This window comes from Pararhizobium antarcticum, assembly GCF_001885585.1.
In the GTDB taxonomy this organism is placed as follows: domain Bacteria; phylum Pseudomonadota; class Alphaproteobacteria; order Rhizobiales; family Rhizobiaceae; genus Pararhizobium; species Pararhizobium antarcticum.
The window spans coordinates 27348-42876 of the sequence record NZ_LSRP01000099.1 but is presented as its reverse complement, the minus strand read 5'-3'; the positions used below and the strand labels follow the sequence as shown (position 1 = coordinate 42876).

Annotated in this window: 18 protein-coding genes; 6 read left to right on the top strand and 12 right to left on the bottom strand. The window is 60.0% G+C overall.

Translation table 11 applies throughout. The features are described 5' to 3' along the window. From AX760_RS17225 to AX760_RS17210, 4 genes are all read left to right on the top strand, one after another. Positions 1-1112 (top strand): polysaccharide deacetylase family protein (locus AX760_RS17225; RefSeq protein WP_139276505.1); only part of this gene is annotated, 1112 nt, incomplete at its 5' end. Between the two features lie 212 nt (positions 1113-1324). Next, positions 1325-2305, top strand: a complete 981-nt coding sequence (glsA, locus tag AX760_RS17220) for a glutaminase A (protein ID WP_071834221.1) — start codon at positions 1325-1327, stop codon at positions 2303-2305. 277 nt (positions 2306-2582) lie between these two features. Next, complete coding sequence (locus AX760_RS27985; protein ID WP_280950781.1) at positions 2583-2708, top strand: hypothetical protein; 126 nt, start codon at positions 2583-2585, stop codon at positions 2706-2708. Positions 2709-2908: 200 nt separating this feature from the next. Further along, positions 2909-3643 carry a helix-turn-helix transcriptional regulator gene (locus AX760_RS17210; protein ID WP_071834220.1) on the top strand — a complete coding sequence of 245 codons (735 nt, stop codon included), beginning with the start codon at positions 2909-2911 and terminating at the stop codon, positions 3641-3643. A gap of 80 nt (positions 3644-3723) precedes the next feature. On the opposite strand, the gene AX760_RS17205 is transcribed toward AX760_RS17210, so the two are convergent. From AX760_RS17205 to AX760_RS17160, 10 genes are all read right to left on the bottom strand, one after another. Further along, positions 3724-4812, bottom strand: coding sequence for an ABC transporter ATP-binding protein (locus AX760_RS17205; RefSeq protein WP_071834219.1), 1089 nt, complete (start codon positions 4810-4812; stop codon positions 3724-3726). Further along, positions 4809-5609, bottom strand: coding sequence for an ABC transporter permease (locus AX760_RS17200; protein WP_071834218.1), 801 nt, complete (start codon positions 5607-5609; stop codon positions 4809-4811). Before AX760_RS17200 ends, AX760_RS17205 begins: the two co-directional genes overlap by 4 nt. Position 5610: 1 nt before the next feature. Then, positions 5611-6486, bottom strand: coding sequence for an ABC transporter permease (locus AX760_RS17195; protein ID WP_071834217.1), 876 nt, complete (start codon positions 6484-6486; stop codon positions 5611-5613). A gap of 70 nt (positions 6487-6556) precedes the next feature. Continuing rightward, positions 6557-7567, bottom strand: a complete 1011-nt coding sequence (locus AX760_RS17190; protein WP_071834216.1) for a polyamine ABC transporter substrate-binding protein — start codon at positions 7565-7567, stop codon at positions 6557-6559. 133 nt (positions 7568-7700) lie between these two features. Beyond that, positions 7701-8030, bottom strand: a complete 330-nt coding sequence (locus AX760_RS17185; protein ID WP_071834215.1) for an NIPSNAP family protein — start codon at positions 8028-8030, stop codon at positions 7701-7703. 5 nt (positions 8031-8035) lie between these two features. Further along, the gene (locus AX760_RS17180) at positions 8036-9502 is read right to left on the bottom strand and encodes an aldehyde dehydrogenase (protein ID WP_071834214.1); all 1467 of its coding nucleotides are present in this window, start codon (positions 9500-9502) and stop codon (positions 8036-8038) included. A gap of 5 nt (positions 9503-9507) precedes the next feature. Continuing rightward, positions 9508-10545 carry an LLM class flavin-dependent oxidoreductase gene (locus AX760_RS17175; protein WP_071834213.1) on the bottom strand — a complete coding sequence of 346 codons (1038 nt, stop codon included), beginning with the start codon at positions 10543-10545 and terminating at the stop codon, positions 9508-9510. A gap of 3 nt (positions 10546-10548) precedes the next feature. Then, complete coding sequence (locus tag AX760_RS17170) at positions 10549-11475, bottom strand: flavin reductase family protein (protein ID WP_071834212.1); 927 nt, start codon at positions 11473-11475, stop codon at positions 10549-10551. Further along, positions 11472-12341, bottom strand: a complete 870-nt coding sequence (locus AX760_RS17165) for an alpha/beta fold hydrolase (RefSeq protein WP_175552087.1) — start codon at positions 12339-12341, stop codon at positions 11472-11474. The genes AX760_RS17170 and AX760_RS17165 overlap by 4 nt, the downstream gene beginning before the upstream one ends. Beyond that, a complete protein-coding gene (locus AX760_RS17160; protein ID WP_071834210.1) occupies positions 12277-12879 on the bottom strand; it encodes an amino acid synthesis family protein in 603 nt (200 codons plus the stop codon). The genes AX760_RS17165 and AX760_RS17160 overlap by 65 nt, the downstream gene beginning before the upstream one ends. A gap of 100 nt (positions 12880-12979) precedes the next feature. Here AX760_RS17160 and AX760_RS17155 point away from each other — a divergent pair, with 100 nt between their 5' ends. Then, on the top strand, positions 12980-13711 hold the full coding sequence (locus tag AX760_RS17155) for a GntR family transcriptional regulator (RefSeq protein WP_071834209.1): 732 nt from the start codon (positions 12980-12982) through the stop codon (positions 13709-13711). Positions 13712-13865: 154 nt separating this feature from the next. Beyond that, positions 13866-14225: a hypothetical protein gene (locus AX760_RS17150; protein ID WP_071834208.1), complete on the top strand. Its 360-nt coding sequence runs from the start codon at positions 13866-13868 to the stop codon at positions 14223-14225. A gap of 77 nt (positions 14226-14302) precedes the next feature. Here AX760_RS17150 and AX760_RS17145 read toward each other — a convergent pair whose 3' ends face one another. Next, a complete protein-coding gene (locus AX760_RS17145) occupies positions 14303-14527 on the bottom strand; it encodes a BrnA antitoxin family protein (RefSeq protein ID WP_071834226.1) in 225 nt (74 codons plus the stop codon). A 62-nt stretch (positions 14528-14589) separates the two neighbouring features. Further along, a complete protein-coding gene (locus AX760_RS17140; RefSeq protein WP_071834207.1) occupies positions 14590-15378 on the bottom strand; it encodes an SDR family NAD(P)-dependent oxidoreductase in 789 nt (262 codons plus the stop codon). Positions 15379-15529 lie beyond the last annotated feature (151 nt).

Below are 15529 nucleotides of genomic sequence, written 5' to 3'. Positions count from 1 at the left end.
GCTCCGAAGTGCTGTATTATTTGGATTCCATCGATCAAATAGGGGAAATCGCAGAAAAAATAAGAAATGCGTTGGTTCCAGGCGGCAAAATCGTCATGGCAAATCATTTCCTGTTGCGGGACGACAAGAGTTCAACTGGTTTTGACTGGGATCAGGCATATGGGGCGAAGGTCGTTTACGACCACTTCAGCAAGGCTCCGGGTCTAAGAGTGGTGAAATCACTCGTTACATCGCTGTATCGGATCGACGTCTTTGAGCGAGTGGAAGCCGATGCGCCCGTTGTCGCGGCAGAGGTGCGGCACGCCGGAATAGACTGCGAACTCCACCATTCCCTTTCGCGCTACATCGTCTGGAATGGAGCCGTGGCGCGCAGACGCGAAGTTGAGAACGAATTGACCTGGGAGCTGCCGGTCCTAACCTATCACCGGGTGGCCGAAGATTGCGATCCAAGCCTGCGACAATGGTGTGTGCGCCCGGACGCATTCGAAAAACAGATGCGCCTTTTACGATCGCACGGGTTTCATGCAGTGACCTCCGCAACACTCGCAGAAGCTCGCCGGAAAAGCCGGCCTTTGCCCGGACGTCCGATCTTGATTACCTTTGATGATGGTTATCTCGATACGGCGACAACCGCCTGGCCAATTCTACAGAGCAGCGATTTCTTTCCGGAAATCTTCATTGTGACCGACCTGGTGGGGACAGATGCGAGTTGGGATGCCGCATTGGCGAAACCCGCAGCCCTTATGGACTGGGATATGATCCGGAAGCTTCACTGCGAGGGCGCTAGTTTCGGAAGTCACCTTGCAACTCACACGCCTGCAACTTTCTTGACAAGTAAAGATCTGCTGGACGAAGCCCTTCGTTCCAGGCTCGCCCTTGTCCAGAATTTGAGAACGAGGGTGCATTCCATCGCTGCGCCGTATGGTTTGATCGACGAACGTTTTGTGCAGGTGTGCCGGCTCGCGGGCTACGACATAGGATTCTCGTGCAACAATCAATTTGCAGATACACGATCATTTGGGTTCAATATGCCTCGCATCGAGGTAAACGGTCATTGGGATATCGGACAATTTGCATGCTCGCTGAAACGGTCTGATGGCCGCACGCGTTAGCAGGCCGCTCCAAAACGGCTTGAAGGACTGCGTTTTTGGTTGCGGTGCTGCATGCGGCTGATCGGCTCTGGTGACCTTGTCGCTATGGTCGTCAGTGCGTGGTTTGGCGGATCCTTTGCTTGCCGTCACATCGGGGAGGGGCGAATTCCTGTCCATCTCTATACTATACAGAAACCACAAGCGGCACATTCAATCAGATGAGGACGTATGACATGGCAGATCCTGTTGAGGATGCGACAGAGCTGAAGGCAGTTCTCAACGATGTTGTGGGTCAAGTGAGAAGACGTGGGCCTGGAATTTACGACGAGGCTGTCGCGGAGGCTCAGGAGAAGGATAAGCCAACCCCGCGCAAGGCGGACTTCGAAAAGTTCGGCATCGCAGTTTTTACCAGGACCGGCCAGCTCGCCGCCGCCGGCAATGCCAGCATCGGCTTTCCGATACAATCCATATCCAAGGTCTTCGCCCTTGAGCTTGCGCTTGAAGCGCTCGGTGAGGCTTTGTGGAAACGGATCGGCCGTGATCCATCGGGCGACCCCTTCAATTCCATTATCGATCTTGAACGCGCCAAGGGCGTTCCACGCAACCCGTTCATCAATGCCGGTGCATTGGTCGTATGCGATGTTCTCGCTGGTCTCGAAGGAAACGCAGGTCCGAATCGTCATGTTGTTCGCTTTGTTGAAAGAATGCTCGACGGTGAGGCGATGGCACTCGACAAGGATGTTATGGCCAGCGACCGCACCGGCGGCGACCTCAACCGATCGCTGATGTTCATGGCGAGACACCACGGCAATCTGAACCATCCGGTAGACAAGGTCATGGAAGCCTATGTCCACCAATGCGCCATCACGCTGGATTGTCGCGGACTTGCCAAGGCAGGCCGCTTTCTCATCCTCGACGACCCCGAACAGGAGAACGATGCAACCCTGGCAGCGGCCCGGCGCGCTAGGCGGATCCTTTCGGTGATGATGCTGTGTGGCCAATATGATGGCTCAGGTGACTTCGCCTATCGGGTCGGATTGCCAGCCAAGTCGGGGGTCGGCGGCGGAATTCTCGCGGTTGCCCCCCATTGCGCCTCAATCGCCGTGTGGTCGCCAGCACTCGACTCGATGGGCAACAGTTGGCTCGGCACACTGGGGCTGGAGTTGATCAGCTCCAAGACCGACTGGTCGGTCTTCGGCAGAGCGCGTCGGTGAATTGCCAGCCAACACGATTTTCTTTGACAGAGCTGGCTCGGTTTGTCTGAACAGGTCCGGGAGAATTACCTCATGAGCGCCAAGCTCAACGACAGGGACCTACAGGCATAGCTTGCCGAAGTCCGCGCCCACATTGCGGATTTGAACTGATTACGGAATGTTGTTCCATAATACATATTATCTAACTTTTTCTTGTAGCCGCAAAGTTAGAATGTCCTGTTTCTGCAAAGTTGGAATGTCACACTCCCCGCGTCTGAATGATGTCTGGGAGATGCAGATGGGATTGATAGCGATGAGCGAACGCGATCTGCCGCGGATCGAAGTTTTGTCGAAGGTCGTTGCCGGCCGGATGACGATGGTGTCGGCGGCGCATATGCTTGATTTGAGCGCGCGCCAGGGATAGCCGCCCTGCTCTTACCACCCACTGAAAGGCCATGCGGAGGCAGATGAGCTTCCGCGACTTGGTTTCGAGGTTCACCACAACCTAGGCGATTATCATTACAATCCTGCGCGGGATTAGGGCCATTTCGTACGGTCTTTTGTTAATACGGAGTTAACCATTTGAATTCAAATGTGAAAATACAAATTTTGAACGGATAACCCATGCCCGTCAGTCCCCTTTCGATTCTGTCGCCGAATGCGCTCGATGACTATATCGATCTCAGATCCGTGCCGAAACACCGGCATTTCGGCCAGCATCCGATCGTCGACCGGCTACGCCGTGCGGTCCCCTTCGACTACATCATCATCAGCGGCATCGATGTCGAGAATTTTCGTTTCGGGGACGGCTTTTCGATCGATACCGACATACCCCCTGCCTTTCTGGAGGCCTACCACGCCGATCAGCTTTATACCGTGGATCCCTTTTTGCTCGCCGCCAAATCGTCCGGGGGGATTGTCGTTGAAAGTGAAATTGATGTCTTGCACGAGGCGCCGGAGCGGCTTGTCTACCTGCAGCGCACGTTCAACGTCTTCAATCGCACGCTTATTCCGGTTTTGCGTGGCGACACCGCCTATGGAGCGATCTGTTTTTCACGCTCGACACCCTTTTCAAAGGAAGAACTGGATTTCCTCAGCCTGATGGCCGAGCCGATGCACAGTGCTTTCACACGACCGCTTATGGAGCGCTTCGCTGCCGATCAGTTGCGCCTGACCAAGGGTGAAATGGCTTGCCTAACGGAAGCAAGCCGGGGTCTCACCAGTGAGGCGATCGCTGTTGCAACGGGCTACCAGAACGATACGGTCAACAGTTATATAAAATCAGCAATCAAGAAAATCGGCGCCTCAAATCGCACCCAGGCCATAGCCGAAGCGATCCGCAGAAGGCTGATTGCCTAGGCCGGCAAAGGATCGGCAAGCCAGGCGCCAAGGGTCAGGCTGATGCTGCCTTGCTTCACCCAAGGCCGCTGCAGACCGGTTCAACCACAGAAGACATGCGCGCTCTCAGGGTCGAACCCGAGGAAGATCGTATCGCCACGCGAAAGCCCGGCGGCGGCCTCGTGCCCGAAGGGCAGGCGCACGGAGAGTGTTTCCCCGGAGGGCGCCAAGGCTGCGACATGGATATTGCTGCCGAGAAAGGTGATGTCGGTGACCTTCGCCGAAAGCCCGAAGGCCCCCTCGCCGACCGCAGCGCGCGACAGGGACAGGCGCTCCGGCCGCAACATCAGCGCCGCCATACCGCCTTCCACATTCTTTCCGTGTACGGGAACGCCATGGATCACAGGCCCCGAACCAATCGAAAGGGCGGCCCGACCATCGCGCATCGAGATGATCTTACAGGTGACGAAGTCGCTGTCCCCGATGAACGAAGCTACGAAGCGGTTTGAAGGGTTGGCATAGAGTTCGGGGCCGGTACCGATCTGGTCGATGACGCCTTTTGAAAACACCGCAATCCGGTCCGAAAGCCGGAGCGCTTCCTCCTGGTCATGCGTCACGTAGAGGATCGTCACCTCGGTCTCCTGGTGGATGCGGCGGATCTCGTGCTGGATCTCCTCGCGCAGCTTCTTGTCGAGCGCCGAGAGCGGCTCATCCATCAAAAGCACCGGCGGATCATAGGCAAGGGCGCGCGCAAGGGCGACGCGCTGCTGCTGGCCGCCGGACATCTGCGCCGGCTTGCGGTCCTCGAAGCCTTCGAGACGCACCAGTCCCAGCATTTGCTTGACCTTCGCGTCGATCGCTGCCTTGCCCCAGCGCCGCACCTTCAGCGGGAAAGCGATGTTTTCGCCCACCGACAGATGCGGAAACAGCGTGTAGCGCTGGAACACCATGCCGATATTACGCTTGTGTGATGGCGTGGATATCAGGCTCTCGCCGTTTAAGAGGATATCCCCGGCGGTGGGATTTTCGAAGCCCGCCAGAATGTACAGGGTCGTGCTCTTGCCCGATCCGGAGGGCCCGAGAAAGGTCATGAACTCGCCGCGCTCGACAGTGATATTGACGTCGCTGACGGCTGTGACAATGCCGTAGTCCTTGCGCAGACCGCGGATTTGCAGGAAGGGTTCGGTCATGATTTCAGTCCTTTGCGCACAAGTGCGGCCAGTAGCATCAGCGCGATGGTGACGATGACGAGAAGCGTAGAGGCGGCAGCGATGACAGGCGTCAGGTCCTGGCGCAGCGTGGTCCAGATCTTGACCGGCAATGTCTGCAGGGTCGGGCTCGCCATGAAAATCGCCAGAACGACTTCGTCCCACGAGGTGAGAAACGAAAAGATCGCGGCGGAAAACAGTCCGTGGCTGATTGCCGGCAGCGTCACGCGGATCTTGGCTTCCAGCGGATGGGCGCCGCAGAGAACGGCCGCGTCCTCGATCGATTTTTCGAAACCTTCCAGCGCATTGGTGATCGACAGGATCGAGAATGGCAGCGCCACGACCAGGTGGGCAATGACGAATCCGGTTGTCGTGCCGTTCAGCCCGATGCGCAGGAAGAAGGCGTAGAGCGCGACGGCCAGAACGACGACGGGCAGGATCATTGGCGTCAGGAACAGGGCCCTCAGCGCCTCCTTGCCGATAAAGCGGCCGCGCACGAGCCCAAAAGACGCAACAAGGCCGATCAGGACGGACAGCACCGTGACCATGACGGCGATCCGAAAGCTTGTCCAGGCGGCTTCCAGCCAGCGCGGATCGGCAAAAAAGGCCGTGTACCATTGCAGCGTCCAGGACGGCGGCGGGAAGATCAGCCATTGCGACGAGCCGAAGGAAAGGGCTGCGATAAACAGGATCGGCAGGATCAGGAAAGCGGCTGTGAGGCCGGTGATGACCAGCAGGATCCATTTCCAGGCGCCGAGCCGCTCGAAATTCAAGAGCATGTCAGCGTCCTCCCATGCGCGCGGGACCGAACAGCCGGAGCTGCAGGGCATAGAGCGTCAGCGTCACCACCAGGAGAACCAGTGCCGCAGCACCGCCCATGCCCCAATTGACCAGCGATTGCACGAATTGGGCGATGAGTTCGGCGAGCATCATATTGGCGGTTCCGCCGAGAAGCGCCGGCGTCACGAAATAGCCAAGCGACATGACGAAGACCATCAGCGCGCCAGAGACCATGCCGGGCGCTGCGAGCGGAATGAGGATGCGGGTCAGCGCCTGCCAGCGGGTTGCCCCACACAGCGCTGCCGCCTGCAGGATGGCCGGGTCGATGCGGCGAATGACGCCATAGAGCGGCAGGATGATGAAGGGCAGCATGATATAGGTCATGCCGATGGTGACACCGACGAGATTGTTGACCAATGGCAGCGGTTCATCGATCAGTCCCAGGCCCATCAGCGACTTGTTGATCACGCCGGTTCGCTGCAACAGCACCATCCAGGCATAGGTGCGCGTCAGGAGATTGGTCCACATCGACAGGAGCAGGATGGCAAAGACCACAGAGGACAACCGCGAGGGCATGATTGCCAGCGCCCAGGCGACGGGAAACCCGATGGCCAGCGAAACGGCGGTCACCAGCGCCGAAACGACGAAGGTGTTGAGAAAGATCTTCAGATAGGTGGTCGAGCCGAGCAGTTCGGCATAATTGCCGAACCCGGGCTGTGGCTCCAGCACGCTCCTCAGCAAAAGAGCGAAAACCGGCAAAACGAAGAACACGAGGATCAGCACAAGGGCCGGCATGGTCTGCGCAAAATTATACTGCCGGACGATGCGCGGTTTGACCGTTCCCGCAATGCCGCTCGGATCGGTCAGCGTAGCCATGCCGTAAATCCTCTCGAAAGATCAGGGGGACAGCGGGCGCGCGCCAGACGCGCCCGCTGCAACTGCCGTCTTACTGTGCCTGCCAGGCGTACCAGCGCTCGCCGATCGCATCGCGGTTTTCGGCCCAGTAGCCCATGTCGGCATTGACCTGGCTTGCGGTCTGCTGATCCGGCAGGGTCTTGGCGATCTCCGCATCCATCAGAGCCGGAGAATCGACGTTGATCGGCGCATAGCCGGTGCCCTTGGCCATTTCGGCCTGGGCTTCGGCGGATGTGGCAAGCGCGATGAACTTCATCGCCGCATCTTTGTTCTTGGCCCCCTTCGGGATCACCAGCGCGTCGGCAGCAGTGATGTTCTGGTCCCATGAAGTCTCGACGGTGACGCCGGTTGCGGCAAGCGCCGTCAGGCGACCGTTCCAGAACGAACCGAATGGTGCCTCTGCCGATGCCAGGAGCTGCTGCGACTGCGCGCCGCCGGACCACCAGACGATCTCGGCCTTGATCGTGTCGAGCTTCTTGAAGGCACGGTCGAGATCGAGCGGATAGAGCTTGTCGGCGGCTACGCCGTCTGCCAGAAGGGCTGCCTCGATCACACCCGGCGCCGACCATTTGTAAAAGGTGCGCTTGCCGGGAAATTTCGCGATGTCGAACAGGTCGGCCCATGTCTTCGGGCAGGCGGAGACCGCATCCTTGTTGCAGCCGATGACGAAGGAATAATAGAAGCTGCCAACCGAATAGTCGGTGACAAAGCGCGGGTCGAGCTTGGTCTTGTCGATGACCGAGAAATCGAGCTTTTCGAGCAGGCCCGCTTTTCCGGCCTGCACGGCATAGTCCCCTTCAACATCGACCACGTCCCAGGTCACGCCGGCCGCTTCGACCATGGCCTTGATCTTGCCGTAGTCGGTCGGTCCATCCTGCACCACGGTCGTGCCGGTCTTTTCCGTGAACGTGTCAGCCCAGGCCGCCTTCTGCACGTCCTGTGTCGTGCCGCCCCAGCTGGTGAACACCAGTTCGGCAGCGCTGGCTGCAGTCGAAAGGCCAAGCGTTGCGGCCATTGCCGCGATGATCGTTAGATTTTTCATGTTCCCTTGCTCCATTGTTATCTCTGTTTCACTGTCTCTCGGGCATCACGCCCGTTCAAAACCCGGGGTTTTCCCTTCCCCGGACGATGACGGCATGCTCCGAATTTTCATCAGGCCCGAAGACCTTTTCGGCTCAGACGGGTCTTGTTCCTCCCGCTGGCGAAAAGGCTGCCGGTTTCATGATCTTGTTTTCCGCAACCTCGATCAGGTCGCGGATCCTTGGCAGGAAAGCCTGCCAGGCCGGGTCTGACATCAAGCGCCCACGCCTGGTTTCGCGATCGTCGAGGCTTGTGAAGGCCCAGATATGGACGATTTCGTTGATGGGTCCGATTTCAGAGAAGAAATAGCCGATGAGCTCTCCCAGATGTTTTTTCTGGATGGCGATCCCCTCTTCTTCGACGACCTTGAGGTAGGCCGGAATGGCGCCGTTCTTCAGCCGGTAGGTGCGGATTTCGTAAAACATGGCGCTCACCGCATCACGAAGGGATCGGGGATCGGATCATCGGAGGTGCGCAGCCAGATGGTCTTGGTGCGGGTGTAACCGAGGGCTGCCTCGATGCCGCCTTCCCGCCCGTCGCCGGACAGGCCCGAGCCGCCGAACGGCGCGATCGGAGACACGGCGCGATAGGTATTGACCCAGACGATGCCGGCCCGGATCGACTTCATCAGTCGGTGGGCGCGTGTAAGGTTCTGGGTGAAAATGCCGGAAGCAAGCCCGTAGGGCGTGTCGTTGGCCAGCGCCAGCGCTTCCGCCTCGGTCTCGAAAGAGACAACTGAAAGCACTGGGCCAAAGAATTCCCTGTCCATTGACGGCGAGTGCACGTCGTCGCAATCGAGAATGGTCGGCCGATAGAAATAGCCGGGCCCTTCCGGTGCCGAGCCGCCCGTGACCAGGCGAGCGCCGGCATCAAGCGATGCGCCGACCAGCGTTTCGATATGGCGGCGCTGGCGTTCGGTGGCGAGCGGCCCGACCTCCGTTTCCATCAACAGCGGCGAACCGATGCGGATGGCCTGCGCCTTGGCGGAGAGTATTTCGAGGAAGCGGTCCTTGATGCTGCGCTCGACGATCAGCCGCGAAGCCGCGACGCAGCTCTGGCCGGTGGCGGCAAAGATGCCGGCAATCTGCGCATTGGCGGCGCTGTCCAGATCGGCATCGGCAAACACCAGAAGCGGCGACTTCCCGCCAAGTTCCAGCGACGTCGAGGCGAGGTTCTCGGCCGACCCCCGGACAATGTGGCGGGCAGTATCCGCGCCGCCGGTAAAGGCAATATGGGCGACCTTCGGGTGCGTTGTCAGCGCCGTTCCGCATGTCGGGCCGAACCCCGTGACGATATTGACGACGCCAGCTGGAAAGCCCGCCTCGTCCACAAGCCGGGCAAATTCCAGCAGCGGTCCGGGGCCGTCTTCCGACGCCTTGACCACCAGCGTGCAGCCGGCAGCCAGGGCTGGGCCGATTTTCACGGCGGCGAGAAACAGCTGGCTGTTCCAGGGTACGATGGCGGCGACCACGCCGACCGGTTCGCGCCGCAGCCAGACGTCCATGTCCGGCTTGTCGATCGGCAGGTACGCCCCTTCGATCTTGTCGGCAAGGCCGGCATAGTAACGGTAGTAATCGGCGACATAGGCGATCTGCGCCGAGGTTTCGCGGATGATCTTGCCGGTGTCGCGGGTTTCGATGTCTGCCAGCCGCAGCGCATTGGCGGCAACCAGATCGGCAAGCCGGTAGAGTAGCTTGCCGCGCTGCGTCGCCGTCATCCGGGCCCAGGGGCCGTTGCCGTAGAGTGCGTCATGGGCTGCGTTGACGGCGCGTCCGACATCGCCAGCCCGGCTTTCCGGCATCTGTGCCCAAGGCGCGCCGGTTGCCGGATCGACACTCTCGAAACGGGCCTCCCCGTCCTCGAACCGGCCATCGATGTAGCACTGGAACTGGCGCATCCCGTTCACTCCGCAAAGGCCGGCATGACATCGGCAATGAAGCGTTCGAGCGACGCCTTCTTGCGCTCGAAGCTCATGCCCGTGTCGATCCAGAAGGAATATTCGTCATAGCCCATCGCTTCATAGGCCTTGACCCGAGCAATCACGGCATCGGCATCGCCGACCACATTGTTGCTGCGCATGACCTCGGCCGAGAGCATCGCATTGGCGGCGATATCCTCGGGCGGGATGCGCTCGATCAGGCCCTGGTGGATCGGCTTCTCGTTCTTGAACCAGGCGAAGAAGTAATTGTAGTAGACGCTCATTTCATGCGCCGCCTGCGCGATGTCCGCCGCGTCGGAACCGACATAGGTGTGGCGCAGCAGCATGATCTTCGGGCGCTCGGTCTGCGGATGCTTGGCGCACGCCTCGTTGAAGCGCGTCATCAGTGTCTCGACTTCGTCGTCACCCTGCCAGAGTGGCGTCACCTGCACATTGCAGCCATTGGCGACGGCAAATTCATGGCTGTTGGGATCGCGCGCCGCCACCCAGATCGGTGGATATTTCTGGAGCGGCTTTGGCGCAGATGTCGTCGACGGGAATGTGTAGAACTCGCCGTCATGGGCATAGTCGCCCTCCCAGAGTTTCTGGACTGCAGGGATCAGTTCGCGCATGCGCTGGCCCGCGCCCCAGGCGTCCAGGCCCGGCAGAAGGCGCTCGTATTCGAAAGCATAGGCGCCGCGCGCAATGCCGATGTCGAGCCGGCCGTCGCAGATGAGATCGGTCATCGCCGCTTCGCCGGCAAGCTTGATCGGATGCCAGAAGGGCGCGATCACGGTCCCCGTCCCGAGCCGGACATTTTTCGTGCGGCGCGCCAGATCGGCAATCGTCACGAACGGGTTGGGCGCGATGGTGAAATCCATGCCGTGATGTTCGCCGGTCCAGATGGCGTGCATGCCGCCCTTGTCGGCGATTTCACAGAGCGCAACGAATTCCTCGTAGAGGCTCTTGTGGTCCTGCTCGGCGTCGAGACGTTCCATATGGACGAAAAGGGAAAATTTCATCGTTCAGGCTTTCCTTGCAACGGGGTGCACCTTGCCGGCGGTTTCATTGCCGAAGTAGACGCCGAAATTGCCGATCGAACTCTCGGCGGCGAACCGCCTGAGGATATCGGCAGTGGCGGGATTGGCCAGCCTGTCCGGCGCAACGTCGCCGGGTTGCAGAAAGCGGCCGTTCGCCGGCTCGCCCTCGCCGATAGAGGCATGATAGACAATGTGCTGGCGGCTGTCGGCGCGGCTCTCATAGACCGAGTACAGAAAGCCGACGCTGACCGGAAGACCGGTCAGAGCCTGGAGATAGGCTCCGAGCGTGGCAGTTGGATCGGTATCGTCCATCGCGCAGGTCGGAAGGTGAAGCCTGTCTTCCCCAAGCATCAGCACGGACCCGTTGCGCTCCAGAACCGCGCTGAGTTCCACGGTGCCGTCCGCTGCTGCCGAGACGGCCTTGCCCGCAAGGCCAGGGGTGAAATAGCTGCCCTTGGCATAACCGAGGCCATTCAGGCCATTGTCTGCAAAAGCCTGGACACGGCCCATCAGGATCACGTGGTCGCCGGCCTCGATCACCTGTTCCATCGAACAATCGAACCAGGCGGCGACGTTGCTGAAGACAGGTGAACCATAAGGTCCCTTTGTCCAATCGACGGCCGAGAAGCGATCCTCGACCGGGCGGGCAAACGTGTTTGAGACATCCTTTTGCGTTTCCGAAAGGATATTGACCGCAAAACCTGAGTTTTGCGTCATGACCGCGAAATTGCGCGAGGTTTTTGCAAGGCAGACCAGAAGCAATGGCGGGTCGAGCGATACGGAGGTGAAGGAATTGGCGGTGAAGCCGATCGGGTTTCCCGCGGGATCGTGGGTCGTGACGACCGTGACACCGGTCGGGAAGGCGCCGAAGGCGGTGCGCAGTGCGCGTGCGTCGAAAGATGTGTCACTCATCGGTTCACCTCCTCAAGGGTCAGCCAGTCCGACAGGATCCTGTTTACATCGTCGGGAGCCGTCAGATTGACCATATGCCGGTGGCCGTCGATCAGCACCGCATAACCGGCGGGGGCGGCTTCTGCCATGGCTTCTGCCATGGCTGGCGTTGAGTTTGGATCGTCCGCCCCTGTCAGGAACAGAGCCGGACAGCAGACCTGTGGCCAGCGATCGGCAAAGGTCGTGTCGCCGGTCGCAAAGGCGGTGTAGGCTGTTGTGTATGCCTTGGGATCGACGGATGACAGCCAGTTCCTGGTCAGATGGTAGGCCTCGCTGTCGCGACACTCTTGGCCGAACCATCGCAGGAGTGGCCCTTCGAAATCGATGGTGCCCTTGGAGATCTCTCTTGCCCGCGCGATGACCGCGGCGCTGGCGGTGGCATCGCGGCGATAGACGCCATTGAGAAGAGCGACACGTGCAATTTTCTTGCCGAAGGAGGCCGCAGCCCCCCCGGCGATGAGGGCGCCCATCGAATGGCCGGCCAAGCTGACATGCTCCAGCCGCAGATCATCGAGAAACACCGAAAGCCAATCGACAAAGGCCTCAAGGCCCGAACTCTCTGGAAGCGCACGGCTTTCGCCATGGCCCGGCATATCGACGGCGATCACCCGATGGCTGGCGCACAGTGCCGCCATCTGCGGTGCCCAGGCTTCCAGCCGCATGCCGACACCATGGATGAGGACCAGCGGCGCACCGCTTCCGGCCTCTGCCCAGGCCGTGCCATTCTTGCTGTGGAGCCGCCGGACGCTGCCCATACCCGCCTCAGACCGCTGCGGGATTTGTTGCGTCATGGCCGAGGTCCTTGAGGTCCTCATAGCGGTCACCAATGCGGTGATGCGGACGACCGCCGACCGATGCGCCGAGCGCCACGACGATCTCGCCGGCGGCTGGCGCGTCGGGAATGGCGGTCTGGATCGTCAGGTAATGCGAACGGCGGCCTTCGTCGTTCTTGTCCATCAGCGGGATCATCAACGGTGCATTGGCCGGGCCGCGCGTGTTGCAGAAGGCCAGATAGGACTTGGCGCCGACGGCCGTGCGATAGTGATTGCCGAAACGAAGCGTATGGATCAGGGCCGAGGCATGCTCCAGCTCCCCATCGAGCCCGACGATCGCCGCCTTGCCATAGGCTTCGACCATATCGCCCGAGCCGACAGCGTCCAGGATCATCTTGGTGAGAAGCGCACCCAGCACCGGTGCGACGGCATGGATCTCGGGCTTAAGGTCCTCGACGTAGCCAAGACCCGCCCAGGGGTTCTTGATGACCGCTATGGCGGCAAACAGCTTCAGGGGGGTGCCCGCAGCCTTGCCGCCCTCGATCAGTGTGGTTTCCACCTGCAGCAGCGTCTTCCGGATCTCGATGGCCATAGCCCATCCCCCATGTCAATTTCGATATTCCATATGTTGGTATACCATCATATGAAGTGTCAAGTCTTGTTTCTCATCTTTCCTGCAGCTATGAAAAGGAATGAGCCAGAAGCTGTTCGCCATCACCTCCGACGACGTCGTCCAAGATCTTGGATCGTTGCGGATCGAGAACCCGCCCATCACGCTTCGCGAGATGTCGCTGGAACGTCTGCGCAACGCCATCATTGCCGGCCTGTTCCGGCCGGGCCAGAGACTTGTCGAGCGGGCGCTCTGCGACCAGCTCGGCGTTTCGCGCTCGGTCATCCGCGAGGTTCTGCGCCATCTCGAGACCGAAGGCCTGGTTGAAACCGCGCCCAAGCAGGGGCCGATCGTGGCACTCATCGCGTGGCATCAGGCTCGCCAGATCTACGACATCCGCATTGCCCTGGAGACGACAGCCGTTGCCGATTGCGCGCGCAATGCCGATCTCGAGACCAAGGAAAAACTGCGCACGGTACTGGAGGATCTCGACAGAAACTCCGCCAAGAACGATGCGATGACCATTCTGGCCGCGACGAACGCTTTCTATGAGACGATCTTTCTGTCCGGTGGCCACGAGATCGCCTGGGACATCGTCAAGCGGCTGAACGGCAGAATCTCGCGCCTTCGGGTGATGACGCTGGCAACTGTAAACAGGACGGTATCCGGCCCGGCCAGCATGCGCGAAATTTTCAATGCCATCATGCGCAACGAGCCGGACGCTGCGACGGCAGCCTGCCGGGCGCATATCACCGAGGCGGCAAGGATCGCCGAGGGGCTGCTTGCACCGGAAATCGCGGCCGACAGGAGCTGATGGCAAAGGCCGGCTGCGGCCTTCCTGTATTTCGAGATTTTCCCCCAAAAATAGCCTGAAACACGTCGAAGATGCCCCTTTAAACTATAAGAAATGTCGCATATTGCTACTTTCCTCTCGCACAGCGAGCCGATTTATCCTTGAGGGGGATCCCATGAAAAATATTCTGTTTGCAGCCTTGATTGGCCTGGCCATGGCCGCTCCGGCGACGGCACAGACCGTTAATGCCGGAAAATACACGGTCGAAGGCACCAATCTGGACGGCTCGGCCTATTCCGGCACGGCCGAAATCACGCTCGCAAGTGACACGACCTGCGTCATCGAGTGGGACACCAACGGCACCAAGTCGACCGGTGTCTGCATGCTGAACGAAGATGCGTTTGCCGCAGCCTACGTGCTGGAGGATGCGCTGGGCCTGGTCGTATACAAGGTGAAGGGCGACGGCACCCTTGTTGGCTCCTGGACAATTACCGGCAAGGACGGCAGCGGCACGGAAACGCTGACGGAGGAATAATCCGCAGCCAGCGTTTCAGGCTGGTTCACACCGATTGCCCGGTGCTGACAAAAGGGCGACAGCCCGTCAGCGCCGGGCTAATCGTTCTTCGACATGGCGTCACGCAAGACGTCGTTGATCCTGTCCTGCCAGCCGGGGCCATCATTCTGGAAATATTCAAGCACGACGCTGTCGATCTTGATCGACACCAGTTCCTTGGTGTTGGGGATCGCCGGCGCTTCGCGCGCCGGTGCGACAGTCTTTTTTGCCGGCGCGAACAGGGCCTCTGCCGCATCCTTCGGATTGAGCGGTCTGCGTGCCATGGTGATATCCTTTTTTATCCCGCAAAAAATCTGGCGAAAGCCGGGGCTGCAAATTGCTGCCATTACGGCATCAACTGCCCACCATTCACTTCGATGATCTGTCCCGTGATGTAGCCGGACAGCATGTCGGAGGCAAGGAACAGATAGGCGCCGACGCATTCGTCCGGGGAGCCGACCCGGCCCATCGGCACAGTCTTGCGCTGAGCGTCAAGCATTTCCGGACTGGTGTAGCGATCATGGAACGGCGTGGAAATAACGCCCGGCGCAACAGCGTTGACCCGGATCCCGTCGGGTACGAATTCCTTGGCGTGGCCCCTGGTGATGGTCGAGACGAAGCCCTTGGACGCCGCGTAGAGAATGGCGCCGTTGCCGCCGCCGTTGCGGGCGGCGATAGAGGTCGTGTTGATGATGAAACCGCCCTGTCTGGCAAGGAATGGCTGGGCTGCCCGGGTTGCGGCCAGCACGGAACGGGCGTTGAGGTTCATAACCCGGTCATAATGGGCATCGCTCATATCCGCTGTCGTCATGCGGCCAAGCATGCCGCCGGCATTGTTGATCAATCCGTCGAGACGACCGAAATGTGCAGCCGCCTCCTGGACGACGCGCTCGGTCTCTCCCTCGACGGAGACATCGCCCTGAACAAGCACGACATCGCCGCCCGCACCGGAAACCTCAGCGGCAAGTTCCGTCGCGGCCGCGCGGCTTTCATTGTAGTGGATCGCAACTTTTGCACCCTGCGCCACGAAGGCGCGGACCAGTGCTGCGCCGATTCCCGTCGACGCACCGGTGATCAGCACCGCTTTGCCGGCAAGATCCGGTATCCTCATCCCACTCCACATTACATCCGCCATGCCAAAACCTCCTCAAGCGTCTTTCCACTGATGCCGCAGCCCATCAAACAGGCAGGCAGCCGAACTCCGGCTGACGCTATCTCATAATACGCCAGATCGGAATCGTTATATGGACAGGAGGCGCCTGCGGGTAAAGGTGTCAGTGTCGCAG